The organism is Curtobacterium sp. MCLR17_058 (assembly GCF_003234705.2).
In the GTDB taxonomy this organism is placed as follows: Bacteria; Actinomycetota; Actinomycetes; order Actinomycetales; family Microbacteriaceae; genus Curtobacterium; species Curtobacterium flaccumfaciens.
On sequence record NZ_CP126262.1, the window covers coordinates 1,767,065 to 1,788,103 of the forward strand.

General features: G+C 70.2%; 16 protein-coding genes. 12 read left to right on the forward strand and 4 right to left on the reverse strand.

All coding sequences use genetic code 11. The features are described 5' to 3' along the window. Positions 1 to 63: 63 nt before the first annotated feature. The 4 genes from DEJ11_RS08365 (at position 64) to DEJ11_RS08380 (ending at position 4,872) form a co-directional block, all read left to right on the forward strand. Positions 64 to 1,383, forward strand: coding sequence for an MFS transporter (locus DEJ11_RS08365; protein ID WP_071403956.1), 1,320 nt, complete (start codon positions 64 to 66; stop codon positions 1,381 to 1,383). A 193-nt stretch (positions 1,384 to 1,576) separates the two neighbouring features. Continuing rightward, entirely contained in the window at positions 1,577 to 2,836 is a 1,260-nt protein-coding gene (locus DEJ11_RS08370; RefSeq protein ID WP_027465462.1) for an RNA polymerase sigma factor, read from the forward strand. Positions 2,837 to 2,842: 6 nt separating this feature from the next. Next, a complete protein-coding gene (locus DEJ11_RS08375; protein ID WP_017886091.1) occupies positions 2,843 to 4,102 on the forward strand; it encodes a MurT ligase domain-containing protein in 1,260 nt (419 codons plus the stop codon). Beyond that, a complete protein-coding gene (locus tag DEJ11_RS08380; protein WP_111104342.1) occupies positions 4,099 to 4,872 on the forward strand; it encodes a type 1 glutamine amidotransferase in 774 nt (257 codons plus the stop codon). The genes DEJ11_RS08375 and DEJ11_RS08380 overlap by 4 nt, the downstream gene beginning before the upstream one ends. A gap of 132 nt (positions 4,873 to 5,004) precedes the next feature. On the opposite strand, the gene DEJ11_RS08385 is transcribed toward DEJ11_RS08380, so the two are convergent. After that, positions 5,005 to 5,229, reverse strand: coding sequence for a DUF7455 domain-containing protein (locus DEJ11_RS08385; RefSeq protein WP_017886093.1), 225 nt, complete (start codon positions 5,227 to 5,229; stop codon positions 5,005 to 5,007). A gap of 167 nt (positions 5,230 to 5,396) precedes the next feature. Between DEJ11_RS08385 and DEJ11_RS08390 the strand changes: the two genes are divergently transcribed. Further along, positions 5,397 to 7,523 carry a DNA gyrase/topoisomerase IV subunit B gene (locus DEJ11_RS08390; RefSeq protein ID WP_071244557.1) on the forward strand — a complete coding sequence of 709 codons (2,127 nt, stop codon included), beginning with the start codon at positions 5,397 to 5,399 and terminating at the stop codon, positions 7,521 to 7,523. A gap of 244 nt (positions 7,524 to 7,767) precedes the next feature. Here the strand turns inward: DEJ11_RS08390 and DEJ11_RS08395 are convergent, their stop codons facing one another. Next, positions 7,768 to 10,254, reverse strand: a complete 2,487-nt coding sequence (locus tag DEJ11_RS08395) for a DNA gyrase/topoisomerase IV subunit A (protein WP_111104377.1) — start codon at positions 10,252 to 10,254, stop codon at positions 7,768 to 7,770. A gap of 43 nt (positions 10,255 to 10,297) precedes the next feature. Here DEJ11_RS08395 and DEJ11_RS08400 point away from each other — a divergent pair, with 43 nt between their 5' ends. Further along, entirely contained in the window at positions 10,298 to 11,464 is a 1,167-nt protein-coding gene (locus DEJ11_RS08400; RefSeq protein WP_181440874.1) for an alkaline phosphatase family protein, read from the forward strand. A gap of 50 nt (positions 11,465 to 11,514) precedes the next feature. Here the strand turns inward: DEJ11_RS08400 and sepH are convergent, their stop codons facing one another. Continuing rightward, the gene (gene sepH / locus DEJ11_RS08405; protein ID WP_164941099.1) at positions 11,515 to 12,543 is read right to left on the reverse strand and encodes a septation protein SepH; all 1,029 of its coding nucleotides are present in this window, start codon (positions 12,541 to 12,543) and stop codon (positions 11,515 to 11,517) included. A gap of 298 nt (positions 12,544 to 12,841) precedes the next feature. Between sepH and DEJ11_RS08410 the strand changes: the two genes are divergently transcribed. Then, on the forward strand, positions 12,842 to 13,141 hold the full coding sequence (locus DEJ11_RS08410) for a DUF4193 domain-containing protein (RefSeq protein ID WP_017886098.1): 300 nt from the start codon (positions 12,842 to 12,844) through the stop codon (positions 13,139 to 13,141). Between the two features lie 128 nt (positions 13,142 to 13,269). Here the strand turns inward: DEJ11_RS08410 and DEJ11_RS08415 are convergent, their stop codons facing one another. Next, positions 13,270 to 13,701, reverse strand: coding sequence for a DUF3093 domain-containing protein (locus DEJ11_RS08415; RefSeq protein ID WP_110859581.1), 432 nt, complete (start codon positions 13,699 to 13,701; stop codon positions 13,270 to 13,272). Positions 13,702 to 13,764: 63 nt separating this feature from the next. Between DEJ11_RS08415 and dut the strand changes: the two genes are divergently transcribed. From dut to dxs, 5 genes are all read left to right on the forward strand, one after another. After that, positions 13,765 to 14,256: a dUTP diphosphatase gene (dut, locus tag DEJ11_RS08420; RefSeq protein WP_071403948.1), complete on the forward strand. Its 492-nt coding sequence runs from the start codon at positions 13,765 to 13,767 to the stop codon at positions 14,254 to 14,256. Then, a complete protein-coding gene (locus tag DEJ11_RS08425) occupies positions 14,253 to 14,975 on the forward strand; it encodes a DUF3710 domain-containing protein (RefSeq protein ID WP_027465470.1) in 723 nt (240 codons plus the stop codon). Before dut ends, DEJ11_RS08425 begins: the two co-directional genes overlap by 4 nt. 131 nt (positions 14,976 to 15,106) lie before the next feature. Beyond that, complete coding sequence (locus DEJ11_RS08430; RefSeq protein WP_258370793.1) at positions 15,107 to 15,811, forward strand: DUF3159 domain-containing protein; 705 nt, start codon at positions 15,107 to 15,109, stop codon at positions 15,809 to 15,811. Between the two features lie 127 nt (positions 15,812 to 15,938). Then, positions 15,939 to 18,755, forward strand: a complete 2,817-nt coding sequence (gene acnA / locus DEJ11_RS08435; RefSeq protein WP_027465472.1) for an aconitate hydratase AcnA — start codon at positions 15,939 to 15,941, stop codon at positions 18,753 to 18,755. Between the two features lie 109 nt (positions 18,756 to 18,864). Then, positions 18,865 to 20,802 carry a 1-deoxy-D-xylulose-5-phosphate synthase gene (dxs, locus tag DEJ11_RS08440; protein ID WP_111031820.1) on the forward strand — a complete coding sequence of 646 codons (1,938 nt, stop codon included), beginning with the start codon at positions 18,865 to 18,867 and terminating at the stop codon, positions 20,800 to 20,802. The last annotated feature ends 237 nt before the right edge of the window (positions 20,803 to 21,039 follow it).

Consider the following 21,039-nt stretch of genomic DNA (forward strand, 5'->3'; position numbering starts at 1 on the left):
CGTGACGCGCGTCGACGACGCTCGTCGCGCATCGACGCGGGGACGCGTCGGTAGCCTGGTCCGGTGAACTCCCGTCGTGCCTTCCTGATCTGGGGCGTCGCGGTCCTCGCGTACGTCCTCGCCGTGGTGCAGCGGTCCTCGCTCGGGGTGTCCGGCGTCGACGCGCAGGACCGGTTCGCCGTCTCCGCCGCGGTCCTGTCCACCCTCGCCGTGGTGCAGATCGCCGTCTACGCGGGGCTGCAGATCCCGGTGGGGATCGCCCTCGACCGCGTTGGCCCGCGCCGGCTGGTGCTCCTCGGCGCCGCGCTGCTGGTCGTCGGACAGGCGATCGTCGCGGTGTCCCCCTCGATCGGGCCGGCCATCGCGGGGCGGGTGCTCGTCGGTGCCGGTGACGCGATGACCTTCATCTCGGTGATCCGCCTGGTGCCGATGTGGTTCAGCGGCCGGATCCTGCCGCAGATCTCGCAGTGGACGGGCAACCTCGGGCAGATCGGCCAGATCCTGTCGGCGTTCCCCTTCGCGGTGCTCCTGCACACGGTGGGCTGGACGCCGGCGTTCGGCGTCGCGGCCGCGGCCAGCGCGGTCGGCCTGGTGCTCGCCGCGGTCTTCGTGCGGAACGGTCCCGTGCCGGTGCGGACGGACACGATCCCGCTGCCGCACTCGTGGGGTGCCGCGTTCAGCACCTTCGGGCACGCGCTCCGGCGCCCGGGCACGCAGCTCGGGTTCTGGTCGCACTACGTCACGCAGTCCTCGGGCACGGTGTTCTCGCTGCTGTGGGGCGTGCCGATGCTCCGGGGGCTCGGGTACTCCCCGGGTGAGGCGGCGGGGTTCCTCACGATCATCGTGGTCGTCGGGTTCGTCGCCGGTCCGGTGCTCGGTGTGCTCTGCGCACGGTTCCCGATGCGCCGGTCGAACCTGGTGCTCGGCGTGGTCGTCCTGCTCGCGGTGCTCTGGACGGCGATCCTGCTCTGGCCCGGGCACCCGCCGACGTGGTTGCTCGTGCTGCTCGTCGTCGCGATGGGGATCGGTGGGCCCGGTTCCCTGATCGGCTTCGACTTCGCTCGGACCTTCAACCCGGTCGGATCGCTCGGCTCGGCGAACGGTGTCGTGAACGTCGGCGGCTTCCTGGCGGCCTTCGTGATGATGTACCTGATCGGCGTCGTCCTCGACGTCGCTGCGCGGGCTTCGGGCACCGAGGTGTTCGCCTGGGAGAACTTCCGGATCGCCCTCACCGTGCAGTACGTCGTGGTCGGTTTCGGCGTCGGGATGCTCCTGCACGCCCGCCGTCGGACCCGCCGCGTGCTGCACTCGGAAGAGGGAATACGCGTCGGGCCACTCTGGGTTGCACTCGTTGCACGCCTGCGGAAGCGGCACGTGCAATAATGATCACGGACCCGTTCGGGACCCCTGTCTGTCGGAGCACTTCGGTGCGCCGGTGAACTCGGGGGACTTGACATGGGTCCTAGTGCTGCCCGGAACGGTAGGACTCGTACGACGCGGGGGACTGCGGCGCGGGACCTGGGCGGCGAGGGAGGCCACGACCCCACGAACGTGGCACGACGAGAGAGGTGATCGCATGGCTGCCCGGAGCACGACGATCGATCCCACGAAGGACACCGAGCCCGAGGGCGCTGTGGCAGAGGACGCCACGGACACCGAGGGCACCGCAGCGCCGAAGAAGCGCGCCACGAAGGCCCCCGCCAAGAAGGCGCCCGCCAAGAAGGCGGCGCCCAAGGCGAAGAAGACCGACGCCGTCGACGAGGCGATCGCCTCCGACGAGCCCGTCGAGGAGCCGACCGACGAGGCCGACGACACCGACGACAAGACGGCCAAGCCGGACGCCGCTGCCGCGGTCGCCGCCGGTGCGCTCGTCATCTCGCAGACCGACGACGACGAGGCGCCGGTCTACTCGACGACCATCACGGGTGCCACCGCCGACCCGGTGAAGGACTACCTGAAGCAGATCGGCAAGGTCGCCCTGCTCAACGCCGAGCAGGAGGTCGAGCTCGCGATGCGCATCGAGGCCGGCCTGTTCGCCGAGGACAAGCTGCAGCACGCGACGGGGCTCTCGAAGCCCGCCGAGCGTGAACTGCGCTGGGTCGCCCGTGACGGTCAGCGTGCGAAGTCGCACCTGCTCGGTGCGAACCTCCGCCTGGTCGTCTCGCTCGCGAAGCGCTACACCGGTCGTGGCATGCAGTTCCTGGACCTCATCCAGGAGGGCAACCTGGGCCTGATCCGTGCGGTCGAGAAGTTCGACTACACCAAGGGCTTCAAGTTCTCGACCTACGCGACGTGGTGGATCCGTCAGGCCATCACCCGTGCCATGGCCGACCAGGCCCGCACCATCCGCATCCCGGTGCACATGGTCGAGGTCATCAACAAGCTCGCCCGCGTCCAGCGGCAGATGCTGCAGGACCTCGGTCGCGAACCCACTCCGGAAGAGCTCGCCCGCGAGCTCGACATGACCCCGGAGAAGGTCGTCGAGGTCCAGAAGTACGGCCGCGAGCCGATCTCGCTGCACACGCCCCTGGGCGAGGACGGCGACTCGGAGTTCGGTGACCTCATCGAGGACACCGAGGCGGTCGTGCCGGCCGACGCGGTGGGCTTCACGATGCTGCAGAAGCAGCTCGAGAGCCTGCTCGACTCCCTGTCCGAGCGCGAGGCGGGCGTGATCCGCATGCGCTTCGGCCTCGGTGACGGCCAGCCGAAGACGCTCGACCAGATCGGTGACACGTTCGGCGTGACGCGCGAGCGCATCCGTCAGATCGAGTCCAAGACGATGGCGAAGCTCCGCCACCCGTCGCGGTCGCAGTCGCTGCGCGACTACCTCGAGTAAGCCGGCATGCGCTTCTTCATCCCGATCCTGATCGGGCGGATCCTCCGTGCTCTCGCTCGTGCGCGGGGCGGCGGGTCCGCCTACCCGGGGTTCATCGTCCTGAAGCTCGTGCCGGACTTCCTGCAGCACGTGACGAAGCAGTTCCCGAACGGCGTCGTCTTCGTGCTCGGCTCGAACGGCAAGTCGACGACCACGCACATGATCTCCGACATCGTGCGGGCCCACGGGCTGCGGGTCTTCACGAACCCGTCCGGCGCGAACCTGCCGCAGGGCATCGCGTCGGCCCTGCTGTCCGAGGTCTCGCTGACCGGTCGCCTGAAGGCGGACATCGGCATCCTCGAGGTCGACGAGGCCTTCGCGGTCGAGCTCGCCGGCATCCTGTCGCCCTCGACGGTGACGATGCTCAACGTGCAGGTCGACCAGCTGTACCGGTTCTTCGAGACCGAGCGCGTGGCGACGATGATGCTCGACACCGCCGCACTGTCGACGGCGAACGTCATCACGAACCACGACGACCAGTTCCTCGACGGCTACTCCGGTACCCCCGGGCAGCGTGTCCTGCGGTTCGGTGCGAGCGACGAGGTCATCGCCGCAGCGCCGAACGGTCTGCAGAACGCCGACTCGTTCGACGCCGGTGACCGTGCCCAGCACACCGCCGACGCCGAGGTCGTGGCCCACACGGGCGACGGCGCGACGATCCGTTTCGACGGCGCCGAGATCCCGGTCCGTCTCCCCGCACGCGGCCTGCACTACGCGGTCGACGCCGCTGCTGCCACCGCCACGGCGAGTGCGGCCCTCGGCGCGCAGTTCCGCGCGGACGCCGTGACCAAGGCCTTCGGCACGATGAAGCCCGCGTACGGCCGCGGCGAGCGACTGCCCATCGCGGGCGAGTCCGCCGAGTTCACGATGTTCAAGAACGCCGCGAGCCTCCAGCTCAACCTCGACGCCCTGCCGGACCAGCCCGAGCAGGTCCTCATGGCGATCGACGAGGGCACGCCCGACATCTCCTGGATCTACGACATCGACTTCTCGAAGCTCGACCACGTGGACGTCGTCTCCGGTGACAAGGCGTGGCAGATCGCGATCGCGCTCGAGCACGCCGGTGTCCGCATCGGCCGGGTCGAGCCCGACGTCGAAGCGGCCATCAAGCACATGGAGCAGCTCGGCTCGACGACCCGCGGGACGAAGAACTTCATCGTCAACTACGAGATCATGATGATCGCCCGCAAGGCCCTCGGCCACCCGGACATGGAGAAGACCGCATGACGGCCGATCGGCTGACGATCCTGCACGTCTACCCCCGGCAGATGGGCGTCTCGGGCGACCGTGGCAACGTCGCGGCGCTGGTCCGCCGTGCGGCCGCCGCGGACATCGAGACCCAGGTCCTCGAGTACGCGCCTGGTGACGACCTGCCGACCACGGCGGACGTCGTCGTCATCGGCAACGGTCCGCTCAGCGCGATGCGTTCCCTGGGCGACGACGTCACACGCATCGGGGGAGCACTCCGTGCGTTCGCGACCGACGGTGTGCCGGTGCTCGCTGTCGGCGGTGGGTTCGACCTCGCGACGAACGAGGTAGTGCCGACCGAGGGTGCGCCGGTCGCCGGCTTCGGCGTGTTCGACGCCCGTGCCGTCCGCGGTGCTGAGCGCCGCGTGAACTACTTCGTCCTCGAGACCCGGTACCCGCTGCTCCCCGGAGCACCGAAGCGTCTCGCCGGCTTCGAGGACCACGCAACCCGCATCGAGCTCGCAGCCGGGGTCACCCCCTTCGCCGACGTCGTATCCGGCGGCGGCAACCAGGCCGGCACCCCGGTCGAGGGTGCGATCGTCGGGAACTCCTTCGGCACGCACACCCAGGGTCCGGTCCTGCCGCTCAACCCGCAGCTGACCGACGGCGTCCTCGCCGCAGCGACCACGCGGCTGGGTCGCGAGTATGCGCCGGACGCCGAGCGCACGGCGACCATCGACCGCTACGCACGCGAAGCGCGCGCCACGGTCGATCGCTACGTCGACAAGGCGTTCAAGCGCATCGCCTGACGCACGAAGAAGAAGGCCGGGTCCCGACGGGGCCCGGCCTTCGTCGTCTCCGCGCGATCTGAACGGGCTGCAGACAGACAGGAGGCGCGGTGCCAGCTGGCACCGCGCCTCCTGTCTTCGTGTCGGTCGCGACTACTTCGACTCGTAGAGTCGGCTGCTCTCGTCGTGCCACTCGATGGCGGTCGCCGCGAGCTTGTCCTTGAACTCGGCGCCGTGGTGGGCGCAGAAGTAGAGCTCGCCGCTCGACATGGTGGCTCGGATGTAGGCCTGCGCCCCGCAGCTGTCGCAACGGTCGGCGGCGGTCAGCTGGTGGTTGCTGACTTCGTCGATGGAGGGGTCCTGCACGGTCTGGGTCATTGCTGTGCTCCTCACGGATCGCAGGTGGTGCCGGGTGGTTGCACCATTTCAACACGTGATGCCTGAGAGCGACGCATTGTCGGGCCCTGTTTCGCTCAGCGCGGATCGCTTGGCCCCAGTGCGAGTGTCCACACGGTGCTGTCGGTGCCGCTCGGTAAACTCCGACGGTGAGCTCCGACTACTCCGCACGCCATCTCTCCGTCCTCGAAGGGCTCGAGGCGGTCCGGAAGCGGCCGGGCATGTACATCGGCTCGACGGACTCCCGGGGCCTCATGCACTGCCTGTGGGAGATCATCGACAACTCGGTCGACGAAGCCCTCGCGGGGCACGGTGACGAGATCGGTGTCGTGCTGCACGCCGACGGCTCGGTCGAGGTCCGTGACACCGCCCGGGGCATCCCCGTCGACGTCGAACCGAAGACCGGCCTGACCGGGGTCGAGGTCGTGTTCACCAAGCTGCACGCCGGCGGCAAGTTCGGCTCGGGGTCCTACGCGGCCTCGGGTGGCCTGCACGGGGTCGGCGCCTCGGTCGTGAACGCGCTGTCGGAGCGCCTCGATGTCGAGGTCGACCGTGGCGGCAAGACCTACGCCATGTCGTTCCACCGCGGCGAGCCCGGCATCTTCGACGACAGCAAGGGCATCGGCCCGGACGCCCCGTTCGCGCCCTTCACGTCCGGCAGCGAGCTGCGCGTCGTGGGCAAGGTCAAGAAGGGCGTCACCGGCTCCCGGATCCGCTACTGGGCGGACCGCCAGATCTTCACCGCCGACGCCCGGTTCAGCACCGATGACCTGGTCACCCGTGCACGCCAGACCGCGTTCCTCGTGCCGGGGCTCGGCATCACCATCACCGACGAGCGCGCGGCGTCGATCGACGCTGCTGCTGCCCGGGCCGAGGCGACGGGCACCACCGTGGCCGCCGGGCCGGTGGTCGAGCGCTTCCGGTACGAGGGCGGCATCGGCGAGTTCGTCGAGCACCTCGCCGTCGACAGCCCCCTCACCGACGTCTGGCGCGTGCAGGGGACCGGCACCTTCACCGAGACCGTGCCGATGCTCGACGACAAGGGCCACATGGTCTCCACCTCGGTCGAGCGCGAGTGCGAGGTCGACCTGGCGCTCCGCTGGGGCAGTGGCTACGAGACCGTGTTCCGCAGCTTCGTCAACATCATCGCGACGCCGAAGGGCGGCACGCACCAGGCCGGGTTCGAGTCGGGCGTCGTCAAGGCCGTCCGTGCCCAGGTCGAGGCGAACGCCCGCAAGCTCAAGGTCGGGCAGGACAAGCTCGACAAGGACGACGTGCTCGCCGGCATGACCGCCGTGCTGACCGTGCGCCTGCCCGAGCCGCAGTTCGAGGGGCAGACGAAGGAGATCCTCGGCACCCCGGCGGTCCGCAAGATCGTCGACCAGGTCGTGTCGAAGCGCATCACCGAGATCCTCACCTCGACGCAGCGCACCGAGAAGGCACAGTCGGCCGCCCTGCTCGAGAAGGTCGTGTCCGAGATGAAGACCCGCATCTCGGCGCGGGCACACAAGGAGACGCAGCGCCGCAAGAACGCGCTCGAGAACTCCTCGCTGCCGACGAAGCTCGCCGACTGCCGCTCGCAGGAGACCGAGGGCACCGAGCTCTTCATCGTCGAGGGTGACTCGGCGCTGGGCACCGCGAAGCTCGCCCGCAACAGCGAGTACCAGGCGCTGCTGCCGATCCGCGGCAAGATCCTCAACGTGCAGAAGGCGTCCGTGTCGGACATGCTCTCGAACGTCGAGTGCGCGTCGATCATCCAGGTCATCGGCGCCGGTTCGGGCCGCACGTTCGACATCGACCAGGCCCGCTACGGAAAGATCATCATCATGTCGGACGCCGACGTCGACGGCGCTCACATCCGTACGCTGCTGCTGACGCTGTTCTTCCGGTACATGCGGCCGATGATCGAACAGGGCCGGGTCTTCGCCGCCGTGCCGCCGCTGCACCGGGTCGTCGTGGTGAACCGCGGCAAGCCGAACGACACGCTCTACACGTACTCCGAACAGGAGCTGCAGACGGTGCTGAAGAAGCTCGAGAAGACGGGCAAGAAGTACCAGGAGCCGATCCAGCGGTACAAGGGCCTCGGCGAGATGGACGCCGACCAGCTGGCGGAGACCACGATGGACCGCGCGCACCGCACCCTGCGCCGGGTGAACGTGACCCATGCCGAAGGGGCCGCGAAGGTGTTCGAGCTGCTCATGGGCAACGACGTCGCGCCGCGCAAGGAGTTCATCCTGGCCGGCGAGGGCCTGGACCGCGACCGCATCGACGCGTAGCGCGTCGCGAAAGCGACACCGCTCGGCCGACGCGCACGGTCCATGGCGCAAGAGCGACAGAACCCCGCCGACAGTCGGCGGGGTTCTGTCGCTTCCGCGATGGCGGACGGGAGGCCCGTGGCGGGGCCGCCCCGCGCCTCCAGGCCGGTGCGCCCTGCGTTCTCACGCGCTGGGCGACACCTCACGGGGTCCGAAGAGCGTGAGGTGTCGCCAGGCGCGAAAGTTGGCGCGCGCCAGCTCGCGCCTAGGCCTCGCCGGCGGTGCCGTCGAGCGTCGCAGCGCTGCCACCGATCGAGCCGATGACCGCCTCGAGCGGGGCACCCGACCCGTCACGCTTCGACAGCCAGTCGGGCAGGGTGCGCGCGGCGCCGTCCGTGCCGACGGCGTGCGGCGGCGCGATGCCGGCCCAGCCCACGGTGAGCCCGTCCTCGCCCTTCAGGAACGCGTGCGCCCGGACACCCTGGGTGGCACGGCCCTTCGCCGGGAACTCCGACAGGGCGGAGACCTTGGCGCGACCGGCGTCCGTACCGGGCAGAGCGGTCGAGGTGGTGGACACCGTGGCGACCACGGCGTCGTCGGAGCGTGCGACCGAGCCGAACCAGATCACGGAGGCGCCGTCAGCGAGGGCCATGCCGGCCACTCCACCCGCGGGCAACCCCTGCGCCCGGACGACGGACGCCGGGAACCGCAGCAGCTGCGCGTTCGAGCTGATGAACACGAGGTCGTCGGACTCCGGGGCCCGGGCAGCGCCGACCACGTGGTCGCCGGGCTTCAGGCCGATGGCGACGAACTCGGGCTTGTCGGGCCACGCACCCGCCACGACGCGCTTCACGACGCCGTGTGCGGTGCCGATCGCCAGCGAGTCCGAGGACGCGCCGGACAGGTCGACGATCGCCACGACGGTCTCGCCCTTGGTGAGCGCCAGGAAGTCGGTGACCCGGACGCCGGCGTCGAGCCGGACCGCGGCTGGCGGTACGGCGGGGACGTCGACGGGGGAGAGCCGGAGGACACGACCGGTCGAGGTGATCGCGCCGATCTGTCCCCGCACCGTGCTCACCACGGCGGAGCGGACGGCGTCGTGCTTCGAGCGCTTCGGCACGCGGACGATGCCGAGCTCCGACGTCGGGATGTCGACGCGGATGAGCCGTCCGGTGGTGGAGAGGAGCACGCGGCAGGGGGAGTCGGCGATCTGCAGCGACTCCGGGTCGACCGCGGCCTTCCGACCGCCCTTCACCGGGGCGTCGGCCTCGGTGAGCAGCGTGCGCCGCGGGGTCGCGAACTTGTCGGACACCTCGGTCAGCTCGAGGGCGACCTGCGCCCGGAGCCGTTCGTCGGACGCCAGCAGTTCTTCGAGGGCGGCGATGTCGGCGAGCAGCTGGTCGCGCTCGGCCTCGAGCTCCATCCGCGAGAACTTCGTCAGGCGGCGCAGGCGCAGCTCGAGGATGTACTCGGCCTGCACCTCGGACAGGTCGAAGACGTCGCGCAGGCGGTTGCGCGCCGCCTCGGAGTCGTCGGAGGTGCGGATGACCTGGATGACCTCGTCGATGTCGAGGATCGCGATGAGCAGGCCCTCGACCAGGTGCAGCCGTTCCTTGCGTCGTGCCAGCCGGTACTGCGACCGGCGGGTGACGACGTCGAGCCGGTGCTGCACGTAGACGTCGAGCAGCTCGCGGAGCCCGAGGGTGCGCGGCGACCCGCCGACCAGCGCGACGTTGTTGATGCCGAAGCCGTCCTCGAGCGGGGTGTGCTTGTAGAGCTGCTCGAGCACGGCGGTGGGGTTGAAGCCGCTCTTGATGCCGATGACGAGCCGGAGTCCGTGGTTGCGGTCGGTCAGGTCGTTGACGTCCGAGATGCCGACGAGCTTCTTGGACTGGACGCCGTCCTTGATCTTCTCGATCACACGCTCGGGGCCGACCAGGTAGGGCAGCTCGGTGACGACGAGCCCGACCTTGCGCGGGGTGAGGTTCTCGACGCTCACCTTCGCGCGAGTGCGGAACGAACCGCGGCCGGTGGCGTAGGCGTCACGGACCCCGGAGAGCCCGACGATCGTGCCACCGGACGGCAGGTCGGGGCCGGGCACGAACTCCATGAGCTCTTCGAGGCTGGCCTGCGGGTTCATGAGCAGGTGCTTCGCGGCCTCGACGACCTCGCCGAGGTTGTGCGGCGCCATGTTCGTCGCCATGCCGACCGCGATGCCGGAGGCGCCGTTGACGAGCAGGTTCGGGAACGCCGCCGGCAGCACGCCCGGCTGCATGATCTGGTTGTCGTAGTTCGGGACGAAGTCGACGACGTCCTCGCCCAGGCCCTCGGTCATCGCCATCGACGGTTCGGCGAGCCGCGCCTCGGTGTACCGGGCGGCAGCGGGGCCGTCGTCGAGCGAGCCGAAGTTGCCGTGGCCGTCGACGAGCGGCACGCGCATCGTGAACGGCTGGGCCATGCGGACCAGCGCGTCGTAGATCGCGCCGTCGCCGTGCGGGTGCAGCTTGCCCATCACCTCGCCGGTGACGCGGGCGCTCTTGACGTGTCCGCGGTCGGGCCGCAGCCCCATCTCGGCCATCTGGTACAGGATGCGACGCTGCACCGGCTTCAGGCCGTCGCGGGCGTCGGGCAGTGCCCGCGAGTAGATGACGGAGTACGCGTACTCGAGGAAGGAGCCCTGCATCTCCTCGGAGACGTCGACGTCCTCGATGCGCTCACCGTCGGGCAGGCCGACTACGTCCGTGCGTGCCATGGCACCTTTCTGGAGAACCGGAGTCGTCTGGGAGACTCGTGGGATGGGAACAAGCGTACCGACGGCCCCCGACGCCGTCGCGAACCTCGCCGACGTCTTCCCGAGTTGCCTCGTGGCGCTCGGCGCTGCGGACGACGCGTGGTTGCGGAACGACGGCCTGGAGGCCCGGATCACCCTCCGCCCCGCCCGCTCGGCGATCGTCGTGCTGGTCGACGGCCTCGGTTCCGCCGCGCTGGCGGCGCGCGCCGGGCACGCCCGCTGGTTGACCGGTGCGAAGGGCACCGGCACCGCGAAGAAGCTCCGGAGCGGGTTCCCGACGACGACCGCGGCGGCGCTGAGCACCCTGACCACGGGCCGCTCGCCCGGCACCCACGGCGTCGTCGGGTACAGCGGCTGGAACCCGGACACCGGTGCCGTGATGAACCTGCTCGGCGGCTGGGACACCGAGGTGCCCGCCGACTGGTTCCTGACGCAGACGCTGTTCACCCGGGCCGCGGAGCTCGGACTCGACCCGGTCGTCGTCGGGCCGGACCGGTACCGCTCGTCCGGGATGACCGCGAACGTGCTCGGCGGCGCCCGGTACGTGTCCGCGGACACCATCCCGCAGCGTGTCGACGCCGTACTGGCCGAGACCGCCACCGGCCGCTCGCTCGTCTACCTGTACGTTCCGGAGCTCGACTCGATCGGGCACAAGTACGGCTGGCAGTCCGACCGGTGGACGGCCGCCCTCGAGCTGCTCGACGGGGAACTCGCCCGCCTCGATGCCCGGACCGCGGACGACGTGGGGGTCCTGGTGACGGCGGACCACGGTGTGCTCGACGTGCCGGACCACGCGAACATCGCCATCGACCCGCTGCTGCTCACCGACGTCGTCGGCGTCGCGGGTGACCCGCGCTGCCGCCAGCTCACCGTCGCACCCGGCACGGACGTCCGCGCCCTCGTCGGCGCGTTCCGGGCGCGCTACGGCAAGAAGGCCTCCGTCGCCAGCCGTGCCGAAGCGATCGAGGCCGGGTGGTTCGGGCAGGTGTCCGACCAGGTGGTGCCGCGAATCGGCGACGTGCTCGTCGTGGCGCGCGGCTCGTGGGCGTTCAACGACGACCGTGCCCTGCGCGAGGACGAGACGCCGAAGCGCATGATCGGCCAGCACGGGGCGATGACCGACGAGGAGACGATCGTGCCGCTCCGGCTCGCCGGCGCGTTCGCCCACTGAGGGCGTCAGTGCTCACGAGGGGCAGCGCCGACGGCCGGTGAGCATGCCGATCAGGCGGGGTCGTCGTCCGGGCGGGTGCCGAAGACGATCTCGTCCCAGCTCGGCATCGAGCGGCGGTTGCGCTTCTTGCGTTCGCCACGGCTCTCGGGCTCCGGCGCCGATGCCGGACGGGCGTCGGCGGACTGCGGTGCGGTGTCGTGCGCGCCGCCGTCCTCGAAGCCCTGCAGCGGGATGTCGACGACGCTGATGGAGGTCCCGCGGGCGGATTCGTCGCGCTGCTCGCCGAACGACGCTGCTTCGCGCTCACCGCGGCGACGGCGGAGCGCCTCCAGCAGGTCGGCGGTCTCGTTGCCGGGAGCACGCTCTTCCACGGCGGCCTGGCCGATGCGGGGCAGCGGTGCACGGAGCGGCGCGTGCTGGGACGGCTCAGGCTCGGCTGCCGGCTGCTCCGGCTCGTCGACGCGGAAGGCGCCGGAGTCGAAGCGGGTGCCGTCGTCGTCCTGCTGCTCGAACTCGACCGCACGCAGGCGCGGGGCGATGCCCTCGTCGTCGGTGTGCGACAGCCGGTGCGCGTCGCCGTTGTCCGGCACGAGGGTCGAGGTCTTGGGGTCGAAGTGCCACTGGGCGTCGTGCTCGACCTCGCCCGCGGTGTAGCGGACGCGGACCTGCCAGCCGCTCTCCGGGTGCTTCCAGGAGCCCCAGGTGATCGCGGTGGCCTCGCCGGCCTCGAGCTTCGCGGTGATCGCGGGGCCGAAGGTGTCGGGGGCCTCGTCGTCGACCGGGGTGACCGGCACGCGGTGTGAGGCGTCGAGGATGAAGGCGCGCTCGGCGAGGACCGGGCCCTCGAAGCGGCGGACGTACTCGACGTCGACGTCGAGCGCGGCGGCCACGTCGGCGGCGTCGGCGCCACCACGGATGCGCGCCTGGACGTCCTTGGGGGAGACCCGCTTCTGCGGACCGGCGTCGGGGTTCGCCTGGCGCACCTGGCCTGCCAGCGACGACGTGACGGGCAACCGGAACTCGGTGCCGCCGTCGGTCGCCAGGAGGAGTGCGCCGGACTCGACTCCGATGACTCTCACGTCTTGCATGGTTCCGCCTTCCCAGCGTCGCGTACGGTCCTGCTGTCGTACCCCGTGAGTATGCAGGGACGACGGGCGGTTTCCGGGGAGGCGCACGGGCGTGCCGCGGACATCCGCACGGCCGATCCCGAGCGCGCGGCGCTCCGGCAACGGGTGTCGGGAATGTCCGGTTCCGGTCATGGGTTGCACAGCCAGCACGACCCGCCGCAGCACTCGGTTTGCGCTCTGGCGGGGCGTGGTGCAAACTGTCGCCGCCGATCACCCGGCGACGACCTCTCGATACGAGAAATGGATGGGCATGGCCACCGATTACGACGCCCCCCGGAAGACCGACGACAACTCTGACTCAGAGTCGATCGAGGCCCTCAAGGAGCGCGTTCCCGACAAGATGTCGGGGGTCGTCGACGATGATTCCGACAACCCCGGCAGCTTCGAACTCGCCGGGCAGGACCTCAGCGACGTCGACCTCGACGTCGTGGTGCTGCCCCCGCAGGTCGATGAGTTCACCTGCGTCGAGTGCTTCCTCGTGAAGCACCGCTCCCAGCTCGACCACGAGTCGAAGCTCGGACCGGTCTGCGCGGAGTGCGCTTCGCTCTAGCGAGCACAGCCGCGTCGCTCTCGACGCAACGATCAGCGAAGGCCCCGCATCCTCCAGGGATGCGGGGCCTTCGTCGTGTGCTGCGAGGCGGGGCCGAGCCGCGCCTCCAGGCCGTGGACCGTGGTCCGTCAGGACCGCAGCGCCTCGACGACCTTGCCCGGGTGCCGGACGCTGACCAGCCAGTAGGGCGTCGGGTCCGCGTCGTCGCGCACCTCGACCTTGACGACCCCGCGGACGTAGCCGCGGAAGAGGGTCCAGGCCCGGGCGTCGAGTGCCGGCCCGCGCTGCTCGGTGGCCGCTGCGCCCTCGAACGCCTCGGTCGTGCCGACGAGCGTGCGGGGGAGGTGTGCCTTGCCCGCGCGGAACTCGGTGTCGGTGACCTCGATGGTGGGTGCGAGTGCCCACAGGAGGACCAGGACCCCGAGCTCCATCCCGATCGCCACGAGGACGCCGGCCAGGACGCTGATGGGGAGGAAGACGAGCAGGGTGGCGGGGATGACGAGCGCCGTCGCCAGGTAGAGGGCGGGCGGGGCCCAGAGTCGTTCGCGGTACAGGGTCACGGGTCCATTCGATCACGAGCGAGCGAGGTCACGGAACGGTCACGGCTGCACTACCCTCGTCACGTGACCGAACCAGTCGACGTCCTCTGGACCGGGGAGCACGCTCCCGGCCACGCCCACCCCGGCGACGCGGGTGCCGATCTCGTCTCCACCGAGGCCTTCGTGCTGCAGCCGGGCGAGCGACACCTGGCCGCCACGGGGCTGCGCATCGCGCTGCCCGAGGGGTACGCCGCGTTCGTGGTCCCGCGGAGCGGCCTGGCGGCGAAGCACGGCATCACGATCGTGAACAGCCCCGGCACCGTCGACTCCGGCTACCGCGGGGAGATCAAGGTCGCCCTGCTCAACACCGACCAGACGGAACCGTACGAGGTGCACGTCGGCGACCGCATCGCCCAGTTGATCGTGATGCCGGTGCCGCAGGTGACCTACACCCGGGTCGACGACCTGCCGGACAGCGTCCGCGGACAGGGCGGGTTCGGCTCGTCGGGCTACGGTGACCGGAGCGACGCCGTGACCGGTGCCGCCGCAGACGCTCAGGAAGGAACGCGCGCATGAAGTTCGGCCGACGCAAGCGGGACGAGGTCGAGGTGGCGGACGCCGTCGCCGACGACATCGAGGTCGCGGACACGTCCCCCGAGGTCGACATCGCGACGGATGCCGACGCGGACCTCGACGAGGTCGACGCGGTCGCCCCGACGGACAAGTCCGCTCCGGAGGACCGGGCCGAGAACGGCCCCCACGACGAGACCGAGGCGAACCTGGTCCGCCCGTACGTCGACCTGGGCGGGGTGAAGGTGCTCCCGCGCGAGGGCCTGCACCTGCGCCTCGAGGTCGAGGAGGGCTCGCAGCGCGTCGTCGCAGTCGGGCTCGACTACGACGAGTCCACGTTGCAGGTCCAGCCGTTCGCAGCACCGCGCTCGACCGGCCTCTGGCACGAGATCCGCGCGCAGATCGCCGAGCAGATCGAGCGCCAGGGTGGTGTCGTGACCGAGGTCGACGGCCCGTTCGGCCCCGAGCTCCGTGCGTCCGTCCCGGTCGCCGTGGACGGCGACGGCGGCACCGCCGGCTCCCGCCCGGCCCGCTTCGTCGGCGTCGACGGCCCGCGCTGGTTCCTGCGCGGCGTGATCGCCGGCAAGGCCGCCGAGCAGCCCGACGACGCGAGCGAGATCGAGGAGCTGTTCCGCAGCGTCGTCGTCGTGCGCGGCACGACGCCGATGCCGCCGCGCGACCTCATCCCGCTGCACATGCCCAAGTCGACGCAGACCGCGATCTGACCGACAGACGACCAACCCCGCCTGGAGGCACGGTGCCGGACCACGACGACACCCCACGACCCGAGACGGCTGGCTCCGACCCCGTTGCACCGGCTGCTGAGTCATCGGTGGCGCCGGCGGCTGAGCCCTCGGTGGCGCCGTCGTTCTCCGCGCAGTTCCGTGACGCCGTGCAGAACGCCGGGATCGCCCGCGTGGCACCCGGTGAGGCACCGTCCGGCCGGGCGCTGCTCGGCGCGGTCGGCGGGGTGCGCGGCCTCGCCGAGTCGGTGCTGCCCGGGTTCGCGTTCCTGGTCGTCTACGCGATCACGAAGGAGCTCGTGCCGAGCGTCGTGATCCCGGTGGCGGTCGGCCTGGTGTTCGTGGTGCTCCGGCTGCTGCAGCGGCAGTCGGTGACGATGTCGTTCGCGGGCATCCTCGGCGTCGCGGTCTCGGCCGGCCTGGCGCTCATCACCGGCCGCGCGGAGAGCAACTTCATCCCCGGGATCGTCATCAACGCGGTCTGGCTCGTCGGACTCCTGATCACGCTGGCGATCCGCTGGCCGCTGATCGGACTCGTCGTCGGCTTCCTGCTGCCCGCGAACGAGGACGGCTCGCACGTCGACTGGCGCGCCGACCCCGTCAAGCGCCGCGTGCTGACGGTCGCCACCTGGATCTGGGTCGGGCTGTTCGCGGTCCGGCTCGCGGTGGAGGTCCCGCTGTACCTGACGGCGCAGGTCGAACTGCTCGCCGGGCTGAAGCTCATCCTCGGCGTGCCGCTGTACGCGGCGGTGCTCTGGGTGACCTGGCTGCTGGTCCGCACCGTGTTCGTCCGACGCGACGACGTCGCCCCGGTGTAGAGTTCTCTCGACATCAAGATAGTTCTCGCAGGCGCGCACGCGTCCGCGGGATTAGGTTTGCCTTGCTGGTGGGACGGTCCACGGCCCGCGAGGATGAGGGCAAACCGATCAGTAGGGAGGCGGCACGGTGGCTGCAGTCAATAGCTTCGGCTCGAAGGACACACTGTCGGTTGGGGGTGTCGACTACGCGATCCACCGGATCGACTCGGTTCCCGGGCACGAGAAGTTGCCCTACAGCCTGAAGGTGCTGCTCGAGAACCTCCTCCGCACCGAGGACGGCAAGAACGTCACCGAGGGACAGATCCGGGCGCTCGGCTCCTGGCGGCCCGACGCGGAACCCGACACCGAGATCCAGTTCTCGCCGGCGCGCGTCGTCATGCAGGACTTCACGGGTGTGCCGTGCATCGTCGACCTCGCCACCATGCGCGAGGCCATGGCGGACATCGGCGGCGACCCGAACAAGATCAACCCGCTGTCCCCGGCCGAGATGGTCATCGACCACTCCGTCATCGCCGACCTGTTCGGCAGCACGGACGCCCTGCAGCGCAACACGGACCTGGAGTACGAGCGGAACGGTGAGCGCTACCAGTTCCTCCGCTGGGGCCAGACCGCGTTCGAGGACTTCAAGGTCGTCCCGCCGGGCACCGGCATCGTCCACCAGGTCAACATCGAGTACCTGGCGAAGGTCACCTACACGCGTGACTTCGACGGCGAGACGTACGCGTACCCGGACACCCTGGTCGGTACCGACTCGCACACCACGATGGTGAACGGCCTCGGCGTGCTCGGCTGGGGCGTCGGCGGCATCGAGGCCGAGGCCGCGATGCTCGGCCAGCCCGTGTCGATGCTCATCCCGAAGGTCGTCGGCTTCAAGCTCTCCGGTGAGATCCCGGCCGGCGTGACCGCGACCGACGTGGTGCTCACCATCACCCAGGAGCTCCGCAAGCACGGCGTCGTCGGCAAGTTCGTCGAGTTCTACGGCGAGGGCGTCGGCGCCGTCCCGCTCGCCAACCGCGCCACCATCGGCAACATGTCGCCCGAGTTCGGTTCGACGGCGGCGATCTTCCCGGTCGACGACGTCACGTTGGACTACCTGCGGCTGACCGGTCGCGACGAGGCACAGATCGCCCTGGTCGAGGCGTACTCCAAGGCCCAGGGCCTGTGGCACGACGCCTCGGTCGAGCCGAACTACTCCGAGTACATGGAGCTCGACCTCTCCACCGTCGTTCCCTCCATCTCGGGCCCGAAGCGTCCGCAGGACCGCATCGAGCTGACGAACGCGAAGAGCCAGTTCGAGCTCGACCTGAACAACTACACGACGCCGTCCGAGCAGACCGACCTCGACGACGCGGTCGAGGAGACGTTCCCGGCCTCCGACCCGATCGCCGCCGGTTCGACCAACGAGGACACGGCGCTGCACGAGCACGTGCACGTGTCGAGCGCACCGTCGACCGCCTCGGCGCCGACGAAGGTCGCGATGGACGGGGCCGACCCGTTCACGATCGACCACGGTGCCGTCGCGATCGCCGCCATCACGTCGTGCACGAACACGTCGAACCCGTCGGTCATGATGGCCGCCGGCATCCTCGCCCGGAACGCCGCGAAGAAGGGCCTCACCGCGAAGCCCTGGGTGAAGACCACCCTCGCGCCCGGGTCGAAGGTCGTCACCGACTACTACGAGAAGGCCGGTCTCACCACCTACCTCGAGCAGCTCGGCTTCTACACGGTCGGCTACGGCTGCACCACCTGCATCGGCAACTCGGGCCCGCTGCCCGAGGAGATCTCGCAGGCCGTGCAGGACAACGACCTCGCCGTCACCGCGGTGCTCTCGGGCAACCGCAACTTCGAGGGCCGGATCAACCCCGACGTCAAGATGAACTACCTGGCGTCCCCGCCGCTGGTCATCGCCTACGCCCTCGCCGGGTCGATGCACTTCGACTTCGACAAGGACGCCCTCGGCACCGACCAGGACGGCAACGACGTCTACCTGACCGACATCTGGCCCGACGCGGCCGAGGTGCAGCAGGTCATCGACGAGTCGATCGACACCGAGATGTTCACCCACGAGTACGGCTCCGTGTTCGAGGGCGACGACCGCTGGAAGAACCTGCCGACCCCGACCGGCGACACCTTCGAGTGGGACCAGGAGTCGACCTACGTCCGGAAGCCCCCGTACTTCGAGGGCATGACGATGCAGCCCGACGCGGTGTCGGACATCTCCGGCGCCCGGGTGCTCGCGAAGCTCGGCGACTCGGTCACGACCGACCACATCTCGCCGGCCGGTTCGATCAAGGCCGACAGCCCCGCCGGCCAGTACCTCGCCGAGCACGGCGTCGACCGCAAGGACTTCAACTCCTACGGCTCGCGTCGCGGCAACCACGAGGTCATGATCCGCGGCACGTTCGCGAACATCCGTCTGCGCAACCAGCTGCTCGACGGCGTGGAGGGCGGGTACACCCGTGACTTCACGACGCCGGACGGTGCGCAGTCGTTCATCTACGACGCCTCGCAGCACTACCAGGAGCAGGGCATCCCGCTCGTCATCTTCGGCGGCAAGGAGTACGGCTCCGGCTCGTCCCGTGACTGGGCTGCCAAGGGCACGAACCTGCTCGGTGTCCGCGCGGTCATCACCGAGAGCTTCGAGCGGATCCACCGCTCGAACCTCATCGGCATGGGCGTCGTCCCGCTGCAGTTCCCGGCGGGCGAGACGGTCGAGTCCCTCGGGCTCGACGGCACCGAGGTCGTCTCGATCTCCGGGCTGACCGAGTTGAACGAGGGCCGCACCCCGAAGACGGTGCACGTCACCGCGACGCCGAGCGAGCACTCGCCAGCCGGCAAGCAGCCGATCGAGTTCGACGCGGTCGTCCGCATCGACACCCCCGGCGAGGCCGACTACTACCGCAACGGCGGCATCCTGCAGTACGTGCTCCGCTCGCTCGTCTGACGCGACCCGGATACTGCCTGGAGGCGCGGTGCCAGCTGGCACCGCGCCTCCAGTCCGTTCTGTCCCCACGCGCATAGAGTGGGCCGACAGCCCCACGAAAGGAGCGCCCGTGAGCCTGCTCGCCAGCATCACGTCGCCGCGCGACCTGAAGCGTCTCTCCGACGCGCAGATGACCGACCTCGCCGCCGAGATCCGGCGCTTCCTGGTCGCCGAGGTCGCGAAGACCGGTGGGCACCTCGGGCCGAACCTGGGCGTCGTGGAGCTGACGCTCGCGATGCACCGCGTGTTCGACTCGCCGAACGACCCGTTCGTCTTCGACACCGGGCACCAGTCGTACGTGCACAAGCTCGTCACCGGGCGCCAGGACTTCTCGAAGCTGCGCGAACGCGGCGGCATCGCCGGCTACCCGCAGCGGAGCGAGTCCGAGCACGACATCGTCGAGTCCTCGCACGCGTCGTCGTCGCTGTCGTGGGCCGACGGCATCTCCCGAGCGTTCGGGCAGACCGGGCAGACCGACCGCACCGTCGTCGCGGTGGTGGGGGACGGCGCCCTCACCGGCGGCATGACGTGGGAGGCGCTCAACAACATCTCCGACGACAACGACCGTCGACTGGTCATCGTCGTCAACGACAACGGCCGCTCGTACGCCCCGACGATCGGTGGCATGGCGCGGTTCCTCAGCTCCGTGCGCACCCGCCGTGAGTACCGCGCCCTGTACGAGGGCACGCAGGCCGTGGCGGCGCGGTTCGGCGCTCCGGGTCGTGCGGTGTACCGGGGCATGCGCGGGGGCCTGCACGGCTTCCTGTCGCGGCTGACGAACAACGAGGCGCTGTACTCGAACCTCGACATCAAGTACATCGGCCCGGTGAACGGCCACGACCAGCAGGCGATGGAGGCAGCACTCCGGCAGGCGAAGGAGTACGGCGCTCCCGTGATCGTGCACGCGATCACCGAGAAGGGCCACGGCTTCGAGCCCGCCCTGCGCGACCAGGCCGACCAGTTCCACGCCGTCGGGCACATCGACCCGGAGACGGGGGAGTCGCTCGACGCCGCATCGGGCCCGTCGTGGACCTCGGTGTTCGCGTCCTCCTTGGCCGAAGCCGGCGCCTCGGATCCCCGGATCGTCGCGATCACGGCGGCGATGCTCCGACCGACCGGGCTCCACCTGTTCCAGGAGCAGCACCCCGACCGGGTCTACGACGTCGGCATCGCCGAGCAGCACGCCGTGACGACCGCCGCGGGCCTGGCCTACGGGGGACTCCACCCCGTGGTGGCGCTCTACGCGACGTTCCTGAACCGCGCGTTCGACCAGGTGCTGATGGACGTCGCCCTGCACAAGGCCGGCGTGACGTTCGTGCTCGACCGTGCCGGGATCACCGGCCCGGACGGCCCCTCCCACCACGGCATGTGGGACCTCGCGCTGCTGCAGGTCGTGCCAGGGATCCGGATCGCCGCACCCCGCGATGCTGCGACCCTGCGCGAGGAGTTCCGCGAGGCGATCGCCGTCGACGACGCCCCCACCGTGCTGCGGTGGTCGAAGGGGCAGGTCGGACCGGACATCCCCGCGGTCCGTCGTCTCCCCGATGGTGTGGACGTCCTGCACGCAGCCGCGGACGACGTCGAGGACGTGCTCTTCGTCGCCGTCGGGTCGATGGTGCCGGTGGCCCTCGAGGCCGCGGCGCTGCTCGAGGCGCAGGGCATCGGCGTCACCGTCGTGGACCCGCGCTGGGTGGTGCCGATCCCGACGTCGCTGATCGAGCTGTCGCGGACGCACCGGCTCGTGATCACCATCGAGGACGGCGTTCGGGTCGGCGGCGTCGGGACCCGGCTGCGGCAGGACCTCCGTGCCGCCGGGGTCGACACCGGGGTGAACGAGCTCGGGCTGCCCGACGCGTTCATCGACCACGCGACCCGGTCGCAGATCCTCGCCGATGCGGGGCTGACGGCGCAGGCCATCGCCCGCGACGTCATCGATCAGGTCGTCGGGACGAAGTTGCCGCAGGCGAAGCCCGCGCGGTCCCGCGAGTCGGCGGCGTCCGACCGCTGACGCCTGACGGCTGACGGCTGACGGCTGACGGCTGACCGCTCGGAACCAGGTTTCGGACACGGCACCACGTTCCTCCGCGGTGCTGTGTCCGGAACCTGGTTCGGTGGGGGGCCGCCTTGCCGCCGTGCTGCCATGCCGCGAGGGGCATGTGCCACGGGGACGTCTGGCAGGATCGCCACATGCGACGGGGGCTCAGGACGGTGACGGTGGGGCTCTGCCTCGCCGTGTTGGCGCTGA